General features: G+C 38.9%; 16 protein-coding genes and 1 riboswitch. Of the genes, 3 read left to right on the forward strand and 13 right to left on the reverse strand.

Annotation, left to right across the window (positions count from 1 at the left end; all coding sequences use genetic code 11):
* Window positions 1–136 precede the first annotated feature (136 nt).
* From H4J61_RS09290 to aroG, 3 genes are all read right to left on the reverse strand, one after another.
* Window positions 137–2230, reverse strand: coding sequence for a TonB-dependent receptor (locus H4J61_RS09290; RefSeq protein WP_182184853.1), 2094 nt, complete (start codon window positions 2228–2230; stop codon window positions 137–139).
* Between the two features lie 137 nt (window positions 2231–2367).
* A riboswitch (TPP riboswitch) is annotated at window positions 2368–2482 on the reverse strand.
* A gap of 136 nt (window positions 2483–2618) precedes the next feature.
* Window positions 2619–2987, reverse strand: coding sequence for an HIT domain-containing protein (locus H4J61_RS09295; protein ID WP_182137889.1), 369 nt, complete (start codon window positions 2985–2987; stop codon window positions 2619–2621).
* A gap of 258 nt (window positions 2988–3245) precedes the next feature.
* On the reverse strand, window positions 3246–4301 hold the full coding sequence (gene aroG, locus H4J61_RS09300; protein WP_182184854.1) for a 3-deoxy-7-phosphoheptulonate synthase AroG: 1056 nt from the start codon (window positions 4299–4301) through the stop codon (window positions 3246–3248).
* Between the two features lie 229 nt (window positions 4302–4530).
* Between aroG and add the strand changes: the two genes are divergently transcribed.
* The 3 genes from add to deoD all read left to right on the forward strand — a co-directional run bounded on the left by add (window position 4531) and on the right by deoD (window position 6604).
* Entirely contained in the window at window positions 4531–5550 is a 1020-nt protein-coding gene (add, locus tag H4J61_RS09305) for an adenosine deaminase (RefSeq protein WP_182184855.1), read from the forward strand.
* Between the two features lie 50 nt (window positions 5551–5600).
* The gene (locus tag H4J61_RS09310; RefSeq protein WP_182137886.1) at window positions 5601–5771 is read left to right on the forward strand and encodes a XapX domain-containing protein; all 171 of its coding nucleotides are present in this window, start codon (window positions 5601–5603) and stop codon (window positions 5769–5771) included.
* A 128-nt stretch (window positions 5772–5899) separates the two neighbouring features.
* A complete protein-coding gene (gene deoD / locus H4J61_RS09315; protein ID WP_182137885.1) occupies window positions 5900–6604 on the forward strand; it encodes a purine-nucleoside phosphorylase in 705 nt (234 codons plus the stop codon).
* Window positions 6605–6716: 112 nt separating this feature from the next.
* On the opposite strand, the gene H4J61_RS09320 is transcribed toward deoD, so the two are convergent.
* From H4J61_RS09320 to gyrA, 10 genes are all read right to left on the reverse strand, one after another.
* Window positions 6717–7019, reverse strand: a complete 303-nt coding sequence (locus H4J61_RS09320; RefSeq protein WP_182184856.1) for a helix-hairpin-helix domain-containing protein — start codon at window positions 7017–7019, stop codon at window positions 6717–6719.
* Between the two features lie 134 nt (window positions 7020–7153).
* Window positions 7154–7849, reverse strand: a complete 696-nt coding sequence (gene pyrF / locus H4J61_RS09325; RefSeq protein ID WP_182184857.1) for an orotidine-5'-phosphate decarboxylase — start codon at window positions 7847–7849, stop codon at window positions 7154–7156.
* 119 nt (window positions 7850–7968) lie between these two features.
* Window positions 7969–9138, reverse strand: coding sequence for a lipopolysaccharide assembly protein LapB (gene lapB / locus H4J61_RS09330; protein WP_182137882.1), 1170 nt, complete (start codon window positions 9136–9138; stop codon window positions 7969–7971).
* A gap of 1 nt (window position 9139) precedes the next feature.
* Window positions 9140–9391, reverse strand: a complete 252-nt coding sequence (locus tag H4J61_RS09335) for a lipopolysaccharide assembly protein LapA domain-containing protein (protein WP_182184858.1) — start codon at window positions 9389–9391, stop codon at window positions 9140–9142.
* A 70-nt stretch (window positions 9392–9461) separates the two neighbouring features.
* Window positions 9462–9749, reverse strand: a complete 288-nt coding sequence (gene ihfB / locus H4J61_RS09340) for an integration host factor subunit beta (protein ID WP_077286743.1) — start codon at window positions 9747–9749, stop codon at window positions 9462–9464.
* A 98-nt stretch (window positions 9750–9847) separates the two neighbouring features.
* Window positions 9848–11515, reverse strand: a complete 1668-nt coding sequence (gene rpsA, locus H4J61_RS09345; protein WP_146879902.1) for a 30S ribosomal protein S1 — start codon at window positions 11513–11515, stop codon at window positions 9848–9850.
* A gap of 96 nt (window positions 11516–11611) precedes the next feature.
* Window positions 11612–12304, reverse strand: a complete 693-nt coding sequence (gene cmk / locus H4J61_RS09350; RefSeq protein WP_182137880.1) for a (d)CMP kinase — start codon at window positions 12302–12304, stop codon at window positions 11612–11614.
* Between the two features lie 41 nt (window positions 12305–12345).
* Entirely contained in the window at window positions 12346–13704 is a 1359-nt protein-coding gene (aroA, locus tag H4J61_RS09355) for a 3-phosphoshikimate 1-carboxyvinyltransferase (protein ID WP_182184859.1), read from the reverse strand.
* A 101-nt stretch (window positions 13705–13805) separates the two neighbouring features.
* Window positions 13806–14888: a 3-phosphoserine/phosphohydroxythreonine transaminase gene (gene serC, locus H4J61_RS09360; protein ID WP_182184860.1), complete on the reverse strand. Its 1083-nt coding sequence runs from the start codon at window positions 14886–14888 to the stop codon at window positions 13806–13808.
* 507 nt (window positions 14889–15395) lie between these two features.
* Window positions 15396–18140 (reverse strand): DNA topoisomerase (ATP-hydrolyzing) subunit A, encoded by a 2745-nt coding sequence (gene gyrA / locus H4J61_RS09365; protein WP_182184861.1) that lies wholly within the window; start codon window positions 18138–18140, stop codon window positions 15396–15398.
* Window positions 18141–18425: the final 285 nt, after the last annotated feature.

The following is an 18425-nucleotide window of genomic DNA, read 5'->3' on the forward strand; positions in this document are numbered from 1 at the left end:
TATTTGACCAGTACCACGTTGTAGCCTATTAAACACTTTATCTAATATGCTACAACATTCATTGATATGTAAACTATTTGCCAAGACCTAACGGATAGAGGCAAGTTGCTAAGCACAAGTATTGACCTATATTTCCTTAGAAATTATAATCAAATGTTGCACCAAATACCGCCGGCTCAGCTAATTGATAATAGGCTTTTGCGCTATATCCGTCTCTTGGGTCATTGCCAAAATAGAAACCACGCGTAGCATAAGTTTCATCAAACAAATTACGCGCCCATACCTTCACTTGCCAGTCATCTTTTGCATAACTCATTGACATATTAACCACTTCAATTGCTGCAGATTTTTCGTTATGACTATCAGAGAATAAAAATTCGTCTTTACCGTCAACAGAAATATTCACCCGTAAGTGATCTGATAATTGATAATTCAAACCAAGATTAAATTGGTAGCTAGGGGCATGTGCTTGTTCGTCACCTGATTTATCATTGCCGTCAGCATCAATAAAACCATCGTATTGGGTATCTAACAATCCAACAGCGCCATAAACTTCAAGTTCTGGGCTGATCTGCCACCCTGCCTCTAGTTCAAGGCCTAAATTGGTGCCGGTTGCCGCATTACCTAAATATGAAACAAAGTCGGTACTGCCGTCTTCACGTTCTTGTAAAAATGACGTGCGCACCTGCATATCATCCCTGTCCATGTAAAATACGGCGCTACGAACATAGGCTTGATTATCCAATAAACTGACTTTATAGCCTAATTCGTAATTCCACAAATACTCAGCCGTGAACTCACGAAGTTCAGTGGGCAAACTGCCCTCAGTGTTGGCACCTCCGGCCTTGTAACCACGATTCACTGAGCCATAGAATAAATTATTTTTATCCGCTTGATACGACAACACCACTTTACCACCTACCATGGTATCGCTTGGATCAAAACTAAGTTGCTCTGAATCGGTATAATCTGCGTTTCTCCGCTCTAGCCTTAAACCAGTTGTTAGACTTAACTGTTGAGTCAGTTGGCTATCAAATTGTATGAATGCCGCAATATTATCGCTATCAAAAGACGAGCTAAAATCACTAGACAAATAGGTATATTGACGTAATAAATCTTCTTTTTCTTGCTTGAAGTATATGCCTGTTACCCAAGCGGTACTGCCATTAAAAATTTCACTTCCTTGCTCTGAAAGCGCTCTTAGCTCAAATGTTGCTGATGTTTTATCACGAAAATAATGATCTTCTGAGCTATATTCCCAAGCCGGACGAATACCCACATAGGCCCAATCTTCATCATAGCCGTAGTCTAATGCTGAGTCAGCATAGCTGATGATAGTTTCGAGGGTAAAATCGCTAAGGCCTTGATAGGTAAATTTAGTCGCTAACGCTTTGGTATCTTGGTGATCAAAACCGGGTTGGTCTGATAAGGTATTACGTGTATTATCCAGTGAAAAGGCATCATAGCCATTGTCAAAATCAGCAATAAATGTAGTGATATCAAGGGTTAAATCTTTACTTATCGCAATAGCTAACTTACCACGCATGGTTAATTCATCACGGTTGTTAGTGTCATCACGATTTAAAAAGTCATTGTCGATAAAACCATCACTACGGTACTGTTCAACCGCTAAACGATAATTCACCTTTTCAGTGGCTGGACCGGATAAAACCAAACCGGCGCTATAACTGTCATAATTTCCAGCAGATAGTCTTACTTTACCTTCAAAGACATCGGTAGGCGCACTTGAAGTGATATTGATCATGCCGGCCATAGCATTAGCACCAAAGCGTGTACCTTGAGGACCACGATAAACTTCAACTTGTTCAACATCGAAAGTTGACGCTATGCTGCCAATACTGGAAAAGTCTATACCGTCGATCACTAAACCCACAGAGGGGTTAATCGGTTCTTTGAATTGGCTACGCTCACCAATACCACGAATTTGATAATACCTAGCGCGTTGTGTGCCACTAGAGAAATTAACATTGGGTGTACGAGCAATTATTTCTTCTAAGTTCTGTGCATTACGCGCGCTAATTTCATCGCTAGCGATAACAGATAAAGAACTGGCGGTTTTTTGTAGTGACATAGAGCGGAAGTCACCGTCTATGGTAATCACTTCTATTGTTTGCTCTGCAGTGTTAATAGGAGTGTCAGCGGCAAAAGTTGTAGAAGCAACAATACTGGTTAAAATAGCTAAAGTAATGGGTGATTTTATAAATGTCATTATGATCTCATAAATTCGATTAGGAATACGTTATGGGATCCGGCATGGGGAAGTGAGGTAGCTACTCGGTATTAATCTGTAGCATTATAGTTAGCAAGCGAGTAATGCCTAAAAAATATAAAGTTACATAACGGTAATGCGATTAGCTTAACCATTCCTACGCCGGTACTATCCGGTTCAGGTTCTAAGGGTTCGCTTCGCATCTCAGCCATTAAAATTGTAAACAATCTTCAGGCACCCCTTGGTTCGATATGCATACTAACAATATTTGTTTAAAAGTACAGCGTAAAACCTAAATAAAAAAACTTTATATTGCCTTATCTTAACTTGAGCTATGGGCAATAAGTAATCAACCTTATCTAATAACATACTTATTTAAGCAATTAGTTTACTTAGGGTTTAGCATTCTACCTAGCGGTTCTCCGCCCACTAAATGTAGATGAATGTGATAAACCTCTTGGCCAGCGTGTTGATTACAATTCATGATCAAACGATAACCGTCTTCTGCTATGCCCTCTGCTTGTGCCAGTTTCTTCGCAACAGTAAACATACGACCAATAGTTAGCTCGTCTTCTGCTTCAATATCATTAACCGTTGGAATGAGCTTATTAGGCACAATTAAAATATGACTTTTAGCTTGCGGAGTAATATCACGAAACGCCGAAACAAGATCATCTTGAAAAAGTAACGGTGCTGGAATTTCTTGGCGAATAATTTTTGAAAATATAGTTTCTTCTGCTGTGTTGTTATCAGCCATGGTTTACCCTCTTTATACTTATGAATTTTTAGATCTTGAACATTTATAGTTTAACGATAAACATGCTGATGACAAGGCTATATGTCACCAGCATGTTAAATTCTTTGGCTTTAATTAACTCAGTTAATTCACTATCACTGATGGGCAATCAACGTCATCAATTGGCTATAATGAAAAACGCCAGTCAGGAATTAACTGACTGGCGTGATTAATAGCCTATGTTTATATTTTTCTGTTATCTATTGCTGATTAACATGACTAAAGTGTGCGGCGCTGAATAACGGCTTGATCAAGTTCGGCGAGCAAAGTTTCAGTATCTTGCCAACCGATACATGCATCTGTGATGCTTTGGCCATACGTGCCCGTTTCACCAAGCGCTAAGTCTTGACGACCTTCAACTAAGTGACTTTCTACCATCACACCAAAAATTTGTTTATTACCCGCACTCATTTGTTGGCAAACGTCACGACAAACTAACATTTGATTTTCAAACTTTTTACTGCTGTTAGCATGACTAAAATCAATCATGATATTGGTATTTAAACCTGACTTATCAAGTTGTTCGGTAACCGACTTAACACTATCGGCATCAAAGTTTGTGCTTCTACCACCGCGTAAAATGATATGACAATCTTCATTACCTGCCGTTTCAACAATGGCAGAATGGCCATATTTTGTTACCGAAAGGAAATGATGTGAAGCGCTAGCAGCGCCAATAGCATCAATAGCAACTTTAATCGTACCATCGGTACCATTTTTAAAGCCAACTGGACATGATAAACCTGAAGCTAATTCACGATGAACTTGGCTTTCTGTCGTGCGTGCGCCAATGGCACCCCAACACATAAAATCAGCCATATATTGTGGGGTGATCATATCTAAAAACTCACCGGCGGTAGGTAAGCCCAAGTTATTTAAATCAAGTAGCAACTTACGGCCAATACGTAAACCATCGTTAAGTTGGAAGCTATTGTCCATATAAGGGTCGTTAATAAGTCCTTTCCAGCCGACAGTAGTTCTTGGCTTTTCAAAGTAAACGCGCATAACAATTTCTAGCGTGTCTTGATATTTTTCACGCAATTTAACTAAGCGCTCACCATATTCCAAGGCCGCTTTGGGATCATGTATCGAACATGGCCCGATAACCACAAGTAAACGATCATCTTGGTTATTAAAAATGTCACTTATGGCTTTTCTGCCAGCAAAAACCGACTTTGTTGCTTGTTCTGATGAAGGAAATCGCTCAAGTAATGCGATAGGGGGTAAAAGTTCTTTGATATTTTTAATACGAACGTCGTCGGTTTGCTCAAACATATTTTTTCTCTTTATACTGCGAATAATTGCTACTCAATATTTACGTCTAGACACCTAGATGATTAGCCTCTTGGCTAATTTATCAGTGTTATCACGCTAATAGCAACATAAAATACGAAAAAGACGGTATAATAAAATCATCTTACATCAGAGCAAGATAAATACGCTTATTGTAGAAAACTCTGGTCGTATTTTTCATCAAACACATTCATCTAGGTTGCCAATAACTATGACGCATTCTCAGCTACCATTAATTGATTTACACCGACATTTAGACGGTAATATTCGCCCTAAAACTATTTGGGCATTAGCACAACAACATCACATCGTTTTGCCTGAAACTGACTTTGAAGCCTTTATTCCACATGTGCAAGTACAAGGCAGTGAAAACGATTTATTAGCTTTTCTCAGTAAACTTGATTGGGGCGTTGCTGTCCTTAAAACCTTAGATGGCTGTAAGCGCATAGCGTTTGAAAACGTTGAAGATGCCTTTAACGCCGGTATTCATTATGCAGAATTGCGTTTTTCACCCTATTACATGGCCATGAATAATAATCTTGTGGTTGCTGATGTTGTTGCAGCGGTTATTGATGGCGTTAACGCAGCATGTAAGTTATACGACGTAAAAATTAACCTTATTGGCATTTTAAGTCGAACCTTTGGTGTAGAAAAGTGCCAAGCAGAGTTAGACGCCCTGCTTACTCATAAGCAACATTTAATTGCGGTTGATTTAGCCGGAGATGAATACAACTTTCCAGGTGAAATGTTTGTTGATCATTTTAATCAAGTACAAAAAGCACAATTAAATGCCACTATCCATGCGGGTGAAGCAGCCGGGCCTGAGAGTATTTGGCAAGCAATAAACCAATTGCATGCTAAGCGCATTGGTCATGGTGTTGCGTGTCATCGCGACGAGAAGCTTATGGATTATATGGTAAAACATGATATTGCCATTGAGTCTTGTTTAACTTCAAACTATCAAACCGGTACCATTAAAGATTTAAGTCAACATCCCATTAAAGACTTTCTAGCCCGTGGATTATTGGTTTGTTTAAATACTGACGACCCTGCGGTACAAGGTATTGAGCTAAAAAATGAATATGAACTTGCTCGTAATACCCTAGGTTTTGATGATAACGATATCAAGCAGCTGCAAGAAAACTCGCTGAAAGCGAGCTTTTTATCAGACAGTGAGAAATCAGCGTTAAAGCAAAAAGTGTTGAATAATAACTCAAATTCATTGTTGTAATTGTTGATCTTAAGTTAAAATAATTAATTAACAATCAACTAGGAGAACACGTGTACGAAGTTATTATCGCGACAATAACAGGTATTGTTGTGGGCTTGATATTTTCATTACTGAAATTACCCATACCTGCACCCCCTGTTTTATCGGGTATTGCCGGAATTTTTGGCATTTATTTAGGCGGCATCGGTTATCACTGGATCATCGAACGCTTTTTCAGTTAGAATTCCACTTTAAATATTTAAAAGACATATCAGTAAAACATCCTTGATAGCGGCTGAATTGATACCATATATCAGCAATGGCTAAAAACTTACTGTGATTGAAACACCACTAACAAAGGTTAACTCTCATGGCAACAGCACATATAGAAGCAAACGCAGGTGATTTCGCTAAAACGGTACTTATGCCAGGCGACCCACTACGCGCAAAATATATAGCAGAAAATTTTCTTGATGATGCAAAATGTGTCACCCGTGTACGCAACATGTTTGGCTACACGGGTACTTATAAAGGCAAACCCGTTTCAGTGATGGGCTCAGGAATGGGTATACCATCTATTTCAATCTACGCGACAGAATTGTATAAAGACTATGGCGTTGAAAGTATTATTCGCATTGGCTCTTGTGGCGCAGTTCGTGATGATATAAAACTACGCGACATCATTGTTGGTATGGCCGCAAGCACAGACTCAAATGTTAATCGTTCACGTTTAAATGGCTGTGATTTCGCCGTTACCGCTGACTTTGAGTTATTACATAACGTGGTAAAAACAGCGGAAAAAACTGGTAAAAAAATTCGTGTAGGTAATATTTTTACCTCTGATTTATTTTACACACCGAACCCAGAAATGTTTGCCTTAATGGAAAAGTACGGTATTTTAGCTGTTGAGATGGAAGCTGCAGGTTTATACGGTGTTGCTGCTGAGTATGGTAAAAAAGCACTGACGGTATTAACCGTGAGCGATCATATTAAAACTGGTGAGCAAACCACAGCTGATGAACGTGAAACAACTTTCAAAGATATGATGGAATTGACCCTAGATAGCTTGTTGTAAAGATTAAGCTAGACAGTAAAAAGCCAGTCAATAGACTGGCTTTTTACTGTCACCTTTAGCACTATATTATCTAATCTTAATTATTCCACTGCTCGTGCATAATTATCAATCATTACAACTTAATCCTGCCTTTATTAAGCTCTAATGTGTGCTGACCTATACCTTTAACATGGCTTAAATCACCAAGAGATTTAAATTCACCCTTTAACTCTCGATAAGCGATGATTGCTTTTGCTCGTTTTTCTCCCACACCTTTTAATAACGCTAAAGTTTCAATATCCGCTTTATTAATATCAATAACTTGTATTTCTTGAGATGAAATAACGGCTGGCGTTTCGTTGAAGCCTTCCGCTTGAAGTGACAATGACATTACCGTAAATAAGATAACAAGAGAATAACAGATATGCTTTTTCATAAGACCTTCCTTCTAATAAAATGAATTTCCATATAAATGAATTATCATAAATAATAATTCACCTTATTAGGTTTAGAAGTCTTATCGTTATTTGTCAAATAGATAGGGTGATAAATACAAGTTAATAGTTAAAACTAACTAATTGATTGGTTAATTTCTTGTAATACAGCCTGTGGATTTTCAGCTTGAGTGATCGGTCGACCAATCACTAAATAGTCTACGCCAACATCTATTGCTTGTTGAGGTGTCATAATACGTTTTTGATCATCGGCATTGCTCCCTGCTGGGCGTATACCTGGTGTGACTAGTTTAAAGTCTTTACCTAATAATTGCTTTAGTGATTCGGCTTCCATTGCTGAACAAACAACACCGTCTAAACCGGCTTTTTTAGTTAACGACGCTAGATCCAGTACATGTTCAGCCGGTGACTTAGTAATACCTATTCCAGCAAGATCTTCTGGCCCCATACTGGTTAAAACCGTAACCGCAATCAATAAAGGTGCCTTATCTCCATAGGGCAATAAAGCCGCTTTGGCTTTTTCCATCATTTTAAGACCACCAGAAGCGTGTACATTAACCATCCAAACCCCTAAATCAGCAGCGGCTACAACTGCTTTCGCAACAGTATTAGGGATATCATGAAATTTTAAATCAAGAAACACGTCAAAATCGCGCTGAACAAGTTCTTTAACAAAATCAGGGCCAAAATGAGTAAACATTTCTTTGCCTACTTTTAATCGACAATCACTCGGCTGAATTTTATCTACAAAAGATAATGCCTCATCTTTGTTATCAAAATCTAACGCCACAACGACTTTTGCATTTCTCATGCTGTTTTCCTTACTAAGTAAATATTGTTAATTATTATGTTTTGTCATTTGCATCAGCAAGTCAAAAATTTTAGGCTTGATCTGCTAACACTGTAAAATTGGAGTACTAGAGTGTGGCATTACTCGCCATCTAAACCCCGTATAGGTTTAAGTTGCTCCCAATCATGGCATGAAGGACATGACCAATAATGGGTGCTAGAATTAAAACCACAACTTCTACAACTATAGCGGTGCTTAACATTTAGATAGGCTGAAACAAGCTCACGGATCACTTCAAGATTTTCAGAGGTATTTTCAGACTCGCCATCATTCATTTGCATTTTCACAAAATACTTGAAACCACGGATAGTGGGTCGGCGATTTAATGCTGTTAAGATAAATTTTTTCGCCTGATTAACACCCTTAACTTGCTCTATATGTGATAAATATTTGATAAGCGCTGATGTGGCACCCGTTTCTTCATAAACCTTTCTGATAAATTGGAAAAACTCTTCTTCAGCATCAAGTGCTTGATAACAAATAAACATTTTATCTATTACATCGGGAAAAAATTCTTTATCTTGCTCATAAATAGCCTTATAACATTGGCAGGCTTCATTATATTGCTGATGATTTTCATATATTTGTGCCATCAACCAATTTGCTCGAGATGAATTAGGATCATGACTTAATGCATTATCTAATAGCTCAATGACTTCAATAAATTCATCTTTTTCTAATGCCAAAGTAGCAAGTTCACAATAGAAATTAGCTAAGGTATGTAAGAGTTTTGTGTCACGAGTTTTTGCGATGGCTTTTTTAAGCGCAATACCTTGTTGCCAATCTTTTGTTGATTGATAAATCTTCATTAAGGAGCTTAGCGATTTCAAACCATAAATTTTTGATTTTAGTAATTTATGAAACATCGCTTCAGCGCGATCATATAATCCGGCGCTAAGAAAGTCTTTTGCTAATTCAAATACCGCTTGCTGTTTAGCACTATTAGGTAAGTGTTTTTGGCGCACTAAATGCTCATGCACTTTCAGTGCTCTATCAAGCTCACCGCGACGTCTAAATAAATTTGCCATGGCAAAGTGAGCTTCTACGGTATCATCTTCAACTTTTAACGCTTCAAGTAGATAATCAATCGCTTTATCTTGTTGATTCGAAAATAAATAATTTAATCCAGTAGAATATTTAATTGAAAGTTCTTGTGTAGCTGAATGGTCGTTTTGTTTAACGCTATTGCGTCCCATAAACCAACCATAGCCCATAGCAACTGGTAACAATAAGAATAATAATCCTAGCATACTAAGACTTCTTCTCCGTATTCAGTTGATTATTTTTGCTGCTCTTTATCATGCCAAGCAGCTTCCAAAACAAAGCAAATAACAATCCTAACACAAAACCTATTGAGGTAAATAAACTGACGGCTGCAGCAACTGAAAGATTAGTTTTTGCAATCAAATAATTTAAGGTCAGTACTTGATCATTTTGACTACCAAAAACAAATGCAATGGCAAGTAAGATAAGAAAAAGAATAACAGTAATATAAAGGCGCATAATAGTTCGTCCAAAACAACACAAAAAAAAGGCATGCTGATAGCATGCCGTTTAGTCATAAATTCTGCAATTACGCGATTGAAAGATTTACTCTTTCACGTAATTCTTTACCAGGTTTAAAATGTGGAACATATTTTCCGTCAAGCTCGACAGACTCGCCAGTTTTTGGGTTCCGTCCCACACGAGGAGCGCGATAATGCAACGAAAAGCTGCCAAAACCTCTAATTTCAATACGCTCACCTTTTGACAAAGTGTGCGCCATCATTTCAAGAATTTCTTTAATAGCTTGTTCTACATCTTTCGCAGCTAAATGATTTAATTTATCTGCTAATCTTTCAATGAGTTCTGACTTGGTCATGTGACCTCCAGTGTTCACTATAGCTTCGCGCCATCGGATTTAAACAATAAAGAAGAACTACTTTAATGTAGTTCTTCTTCTCTTGGTATAGCTAGGAATTATATCTTAGCGTTTTTAAACGCTTCAGCCATTGCACTAAGACCAGATTCTTCTTCTGGTGCTTGGTTCAATGTATCCATAGCTTCACGCTCGTCTGCTTGATCTTTAGCTTTGATTGATAAGCTGATAGTGCGGTTCTTACGATCAACACCAACAAACTTAGTTTCAACGCTGTCATCTACAGATAATTCAGTAGTCGCATCTTCGATACGTTCACGTGAAATATCAGCAACACGAAGGTAACCTTCAACGCCTTCGGCTAATTCAATTTTAGCGCCTTTAGCGTCTACTTCAATAACCTTACCTGTAACAATAGCACCTTTTTTGTTATCTGCAAGATATTGATTAAACGGGTCATCTTCAGTTTGTTTAACACCTAAAGAGATGCGTTCACGTTCTGGATCAACCTGTAATACTACCGCTGAAATCTCATCACCTTTCTTGTATTCACGAACAGCTTCTTCACCGCCAGCCCATGAAATATCAGATAAGTGAACAAGACCATCAATGCCGCCGTCAAGACCAATAAAGATACCAAAGTCAGTAATTGACTTGATCTTACCTGATACTTTGTCGCCTTTGTTGAAGTTCTTAGCAAACTCTTCCCAAGGGTTCGGGATACATTGTTTAAGGCCAAGAGAAATACGACGACGTTCTTCGTCAATTTCAAGCACCATAACTTCAACTGTATCACCTAAGTTAACAACTTTAGATGGGTGGATATTTTTGTTAGTCCAATCCATTTCAGAAACGTGAACTAGACCTTCAACGCCTTCTTGAATCTCAACAAAACAACCGTAGTCAGTTAAGTTAGTTACGCGACCTGTAAGCTTAGCGCCTTCAGGGTAACGCTTAGCGATAGCAACCCATGGATCTTCGCCTAACTGCTTCATACCTAGAGATACACGAGTACGCTCACGATCGAATTTCAATACTTTAACTTGAATTTCATCACCAACATTTACGATTTCACTTGGGTGCTTAACACGTTTCCAAGCCATATCTGTGATGTGAAGTAGGCCGTCAATGCCGCCTAGGTCTACGAATGCGCCGTAGTCAGTAAGATTCTTAACAATACCTTTAACTTCAATGCCTTCAGCAAGAGAAGCTAATAGTTCATCACGTTCAACACTGCTTTCTGATTCGATAACAGCACGACGAGATACAACTACGTTATTACGCTTTTGATCAAGCTTAATAACTTTAAATTCTAAATCTTTACCTTCAAGATGAGTAGTGTCACGAATAGGACGTACGTCTACTAGTGAACCAGGTAAGAAAGCACGGATATTGCTAACTTCAACTGTGAAGCCACCTTTAACTTTACCGTTGATAACACCGATAATAGTTTCTTTTTCTTCATATGCTTTTTCAAGCACTTGCCATGCTTCATGACGTTTAGCGTCATCACGAGAAAGAATAGTCTCACCGAAACCATCATCTGTAGCTTTAAGCGATACATCAACTTCATCACCAACAGAGACTTCTACTTCGCCTGTAAGGCTTTTGAATTGGTCGATTGAAATAACAGATTCAGATTTTAAGCCAGCGTCAACTAAAACGTTGTCTTTTGTGATGGCGACTACAGTCCCTTTGATAATAGAACCAGGACGTGTTTCGATCGTTTTTAAGCTTTCTTCAAATAGTTGTGCAAAATTTTCAGTCATAACTTGTATATAAACTCAGTTATTAATCCAGTCAACGTCATTGTTTCATGGGGTAATTAAATAGTTGCCCAGTGCATCCTTACAGTAGGCGATAGGTTAATGTTCAGTTTGCATTAATCTTTCATTGCTAAATGAGAGGATTTTACTAACCACCTCTTCAATAGAAAGTTCAGTAGAATCAATAATTAACGCACCTTCTGCAGCAACAAGCGGCGCCACCTTGCGGTTTTGATCTCGCTCGTCTCTCAGACGTATGTCATCCAAAAGGCGCGTTATTTTAACATCAAAGCCCTTTTCTTTCAACTGATTAAATCTTCTTTGCGCCCTTTCTTCAGCGCTGGCAGTCAAAAAAACTTTAACTGGCGCATCAACAAACACTATAGTGCCCATGTCACGACCATCAGCAACTAAACCAGGTCCAACTTTAAAAGCACGCTGGCGTCGCAGTAAAGCTTCACGTACGCGAGGAAACGCAGCAACTTTCGATGCTAGAGCGCCTATTTCTTCGGTACGAATGGCGTTAGATACATCTTCGCCTTCCAAAATGACTTTACCTTCACCTTCATTACAGGTTTGAAACTGTACATCAAGATTCGCTGCTACAGGTAATAAGGACTGCTCGTCTTCTACGCTAATATTATGGTGCTGAGCTGCTACGGCCAATACACGATAAATGGCGCCACTATCTAATAAGTGCCAACCTAGTTGCTCAGCGAGAATACGCGCAACGGTACCTTTACCCGCACCACTTGGTCCATCAATTGTAATTACAGGGATTTGTTGGTTCATTCAATTCTTCCTAGCTGACTTTTTTCTAACACAATAAGGTGTTAGTTACTTGGGATTAACGTCAATCCTACTTGGTTTGCTAATGCAACAAAATTTGGAAACGAGGTCGCCACATTGTCACACTCTAAAATTGTTATTTCACCTGTAGCTCTTAGAGAGCTAATAGCAAATGACATAGCGATACGATGATCGTCATGACTTTCAACCGTACCTGAAGTTAGCTGGCCACCAGTAATATCGATACCATCAGGGTAAACGGTACAATCAATACCTAGCTCAACTAAGCCATCTGCCATTGCTTGAATACGGTCACTTTCTTTAACACGTAATTCTTCAGCACCTCTTAATCGTGTCATACCCGTTGCACATGCCGCAGCAATAAATATTGCTGGAAATTCATCTATAGCAAGTGGAACATCACGTTCATCAATATCGATACCTTTAAGCGGCGAAGATGATACCACAAGATCGGCAACAGGTTCACCTCCCGCTAACCGTTCATTTGTAACAAGTATTTCTCCATTCATTTGCTGTAAAATATTAATGGCACCTATGCGTGTGGGATTCATCCCAACATTACGAATAGTTATTTGTCCTTCTTTGGCAATTAAGCCCGCGACCATAAAGAAAGTAGCGGAAGATATGTCGCCCGGCACTTGAATATCACAGGCGGTTAACTTGTGACCACCTTCAATGGATATTTTCTTACCTTGTTCAGTTTCTATCGACTTAACCGGATAACCAAATGCCGTTAACATGCGTTCTGTATGATCGCGCGTAATGCCAGGCTCAGTCACAGATGTTGTGCCATCTGCGTACATACCAGCCAATAACACACAAGATTTTACTTGTGCACTGGCCATGGGTAATAAATAGTCAATCGCATTAAGTTTTTCATCTGCGGCTAAACCACTACACACAACTGGGGGCGTGCCGTCACTAGCGGCGGTAATATTAGCCCCCATAAGTTGTAAGGGTGTGATCACTCGCCCCATTGGACGTTTGTTTAAAGAATTATCGCCAGCCATACGAGTTTCAAACCGTTGGCCTGCTAAAATACCTGAAAGTAGTCTAATGGATGTGCCTGAGTTACCAATATCTAATAGTCCATCTGGTTTGGTTAAACCATGTAAACCTTTACCCTGAACGGTAACATTGTGTTCGCTATCTGGGCCTTCAATTTCAATGCCCATAGCTTTAAATGTATTCATCGTTGCCAAGCAATCTTGACCCGGTAAAAAACCACTAATATGCGTGGTACCTTCAGCAAGCGCGCCAAACATTATAGAGCGATGAGAACAGGACTTATCACCCGGTACTAAAATATCTCCGCTGACTTTATGGCCAGGTTTAGCCGTTATTGTTAAGGTACTATTTTTTTTAATTTCTAGGTTTGACATTATGATTCCAGTTAAATCTTTCCTTTACGGAAACTTCCCGCTTAACCTAGGCCATTGCTTCACTAGGCTGCTATATTCATTATATTATTGAATGTTGACACTTAATGCTGTTGAGCAAAGCTGTCCATAAAATTAATCAATGCTTGCACGCCTTCTATTGGCATAGCGTTATATATACTCGCTCGCATTCCACCAACCATGCGGTGGCCTTTCAGGGCAGTTAAACCCTGAGCTTCAGCTTGTTTTACAAATTCAGCAGATAAGCTGTCATCCGTTAACCAAAAAGGTATATTCATCAAACTTCTATTTTCTGGCACTATTGAGTTTTTGTAAAAAGTACTTTGATCAATATATTGATAAAGTAACTGCGCTTTATGGTGATTAATTTCAGCAATGGCACTAACGCCGCCTTTAGCTAATAACCAGTCAAAAACAAGACCCGCTAAATACCAAGCATAAGTGGGTGGTGTGTTATACATTGAGCCATTTTTAGCCTGTATCTCATAGTTCAAAATTGATGGGGTGTCTAAATGCGCCTTACCCAATAAATCTTCACGTACGATAACTATAGTTAAACCCGACGGGCCAATATTTTTTTGCGCACCGGCATAAATCAAGCCAAATTTGCTGACGTCAAATTCACGTGACAAAATAGTTGACGACATATCAGCAACCAAGGGGATATTACCGGTATTTGGCACCTCGAAAATCTCGATGCCGTCTACTGTTTCATTGGGGCAATAATGCACATAGGCGGCATCTGGGCTAATGGGCCATTCGCTACTGGGTTTAATACGTTGAACGCCATCAATATGTTCTATGGCATTGAACACATTAATATTGCCGTAATGACTGGCTTCTTCTGCCGCTAATTTAGACCAAGAGCCACTGACGATATAATCTGCTTTTTTAGTCTCACCCAACAAGTTTAAGGCAACAGCAGAAAACTGACCACGACCTCCACCATGACAAAAAAGCACTTTATAATTTTCAGGAATAGCCATCAGCTTACGTAAATTTGCTTCAGCTTGTCCTGCAACAACAAGAAACTCTTTACTTCTATGGCTCAGTTCCATCACAGAGCTACCGGTATCGGCAAAATTTAAAAATTCACTCTGCGCTTTGTTCATTACATCGACAGGTAACATCGCAGGACCTGCGCAAAAATTGTAAACACTAGACATTTAACACTACACCCTTATTTATTAAACTTATTAAATTAGTATTGGCCTGACATTAGGTCATCAATAGCAAGTTATTCTATTATCTCACGATATTATACCAGTTCCATCAAATTTGTGATCTTGTTGTGCGCAGGAAAACAAATCAAGGCACAGGTTTATTGTTCCAAACTAAACCTAAGTACTCACCTTTATATGAACAACACAGCCTTGGGCTATTGTAACGAGCAAAAGTGGGCAATAACTTAATGGCATGGGTATTTTACCCAATTAGTTACTTATTCATTTTTAATGATGAAAATGAATAAGTAACTGGCTTAATTAATCAAATTGGTATGATAACCACTGTAAAAATTCACATGAAATTTAACCGCTACTAGCATACCTGTTTGGTACGTAGCATCAATTCAAAAATAGAATTTGATATAACCATTATCAAGCTAATTAAATGGCTAAATTTTACGCATAAAAAAAGGCGGTTATAACCGCCTTTTTATAAATTAACGACAGTTACTCTGGCGTATCGTCATTATTGAGTGTTGGCTCATCGCCTTCACTTTCGCTCTCTATATCAATATCAGTTTCAGGCGCGTTTACTTGCTCACCCTCTATAACTTGAATTGGCACTAGCTCGCCATCCTCGTTTTCTTCAAATACTTCAACTTCTGCTATTTCATCGATACGTTGTAAGGCAACAACATGCTCACCTTCCATGGTACGAATGATACGAACACCTTGAGTATTACGACCAATAACACTAACTTCACTAACACGAGTACGCACTAGGGTACCATTATCTGTGATCAGCATGATTTCGTCTTGTTCTTCAACTTGTACCGCGCCAACAACAGGGCCGTTGCGTTCACTGACTTTAATTGAAACAACACCTTTGGTTGCACGACTCTTCGCAGGATACTCATCTAATGCCGTACGCTTACCGTAGCCATTTTCAGTAATGGTCATGATCGGACCATCATTGGTAGGTACAATTAAAGAAACGACTTTTTGTTCACCCTCTAACTTGATACCACGAACACCAGTACCTGTACGACCAATAGGTTTTAATGCCCATTGCTCTAGACCTGTTTCAGGATCAATTTTTATTTCGCCTGTTTCACTGTCACGTCTTTTTTCATTAAAACGAACCACTTTACCAGCGTCAGAGAACAACATAATGTCGTTAGTTCCGTCAGTAATAGCAACACCAATGAGAGTATCATCATCACGTAAATTCAGCGCAATAATACCATTAGCACGTTGATTTTTATAAGCGGTCAAAGCGGTTTTCTTCACCGTACCTGACGCTGTTGCCATAATGATGTATTTATCTTCTTCGTATTCGCGTACAGGTAAAATAGCCGTAATACGTTCACCTTTATCAAGCGGTAAAATATTAACGATTGGACGACCACGAGCGGTACGACTTGCTAATGGCAACTGGTATACTTTTAACCAATAAAGTTTACCGCGGTCAGAGAAACATAAAATGGTGTCATGTGTGTTGGCAATCAGTAAACGTTCAATGAAGTCTTCTTCTTTCATTTTCGTTGCTGCTTTACCTTTACCGCCGCGACGTTGCGCTTGATAATCACTTAATATTTGATACTTAACATAACCTTCATGAGAAAGCGTTACCACCACATCTTCTTCGGTGATTAAATCTTCCATAGATAAGTCATGTGAGGCATTCGTAATTTCAGTGCGACGTTCATCACCAAATTCATCACGAATCGCTTCAAGCTCTTCACGAATAACTTCCATTAAGCGAGCAGGTGTTGCCAAGATATAAAGTAATTCAGCAATTACATCTAATAATACCTTATATTCACTTAAAATTTTCTCGTGCTCTAAACCCGTTAACTTATGTAAACGTAAGTCAAGTATCGCCTGTGCTTGTGGTGGCGTTAAAAAATATTGTCCATCACGAATACCAAACTCTTCTTCAACCCACTCAGGACGTGCAGCGTCATCACCGGCAGCAGCTAACATGTCAGCCACAAGACCTAAGTCCCAGCCACAAGCTAATAATTGTTCTTTTGCTTCGCCTGGTGTTGGTGATTTTTTAATTAATGCGATAATGGGGTCGATGTTAGAAAGTGCAATCGACAAACCTTCCAATAAATGTGCGCGTTCTCGTGCTTTGCGCAATTCAAAGATAGTTCGGCGTGTGACCACTTCACGACGGTGTAAAACAAAGGCATCAATCATTTCACGCAGGTTAAATAGTTTAGGTTGACCGTTGGTCAATGCCACCATATTTAAACCAAATGAAACTTGCATTTGAGTAAGCTTATATAAGTTATTTAAGATAACTTCGCCCACTTCACCACGTTTCACTTCTATTACCATACGCATGCCGTCTTTATCAGACTCATCACGTAAAGCAGAAATACCTTCTAAACGTTTTTCTTTCACCAAGTCGGCCATTTTTTCAATCAAACGGGCCTTGTTAACTTGGTAAGGTAATTCGTAGACAACAATGGTTTCTTTACCCGACTTTTCATCAACTTCGATTCTAGCTCGAGCACGAATTTTAATTTTACCACGGCCAGTAAGATAAGCTTCTTGAATGCCCGCTCGACCACTGATAATACCCGCTGTTGGAAAGTCTGGACCGGGAATATATTCTAATAATTCTTCAAAGCTAATATCGTCATTTTCTATAACAGCTAAACAACCATTAATAACTTCAGTTAAGTTATGAGGAGGAATATTAGTTGCCATACCTACTGCGATACCTGAGGTACCATTGACCAGTAGGTTAGGAATGCGCGTTGGCATTACCGCTGGTATCATTTCTGTGCCATCGTAGTTGGCAACGTAATCAACAGTTTCCTTGTCTAAATCAGCCAAAATAGAATGAGCGATTTTCGACATTCTAATTTCGGTATAACGCATAGCCGCTGCTGAATCACCATCAACAGAACCAAAGTTACCTTGGCCATCAACAAGCATGTAGCGTAATGAAAATGACTGCGCCATTCGAACAATAGTGTCATAAACAGCAGTATCACCATGTGGATGATACTTACCGATAACATCACCAACAACACGTGCTGATTTTTTATACGGCTTGTTAAAGTCGTTACCCAACACGTTCATCGCAAAAAGTACGCGACGATGCACTGGCTTTAAGCCATCACGTACATCTGGTAATGCACGACCTACGATTACACTCATCGCGTAATCTAAATAGGAGCTTTTTAGCTCGTCCTCAATATTGACAGGAGCAATATTATTCGCCAAATCGGTCATAAATTGATGGTATCCCTTAACGTAAATCTAATTCAGAAAATTTCGAAATTATTATATTTATAATTAACACAGCATACTAGCATAAATATTTGTCATGCCCTACCGCTTTGTATGGCTTAATCTTGCCGTTAAAAAGGTAAAGTTTCAAGTAAATGCTCGATATTAACCACAACAATAATATGGATTTGATTTTAGAGGTATTTATCAGCTAAATTCAAGCGCCTATACCTAAAAATATTAGCGCTTATTAGGGTGTTAAACATATCTCATATTCAAGCACTTATT

It is taken from the genome of Colwellia sp. MB3u-4 (assembly GCF_014077065.1).
Taxonomy (GTDB): Bacteria; Pseudomonadota; Gammaproteobacteria; order Enterobacterales; family Alteromonadaceae; genus Cognaticolwellia.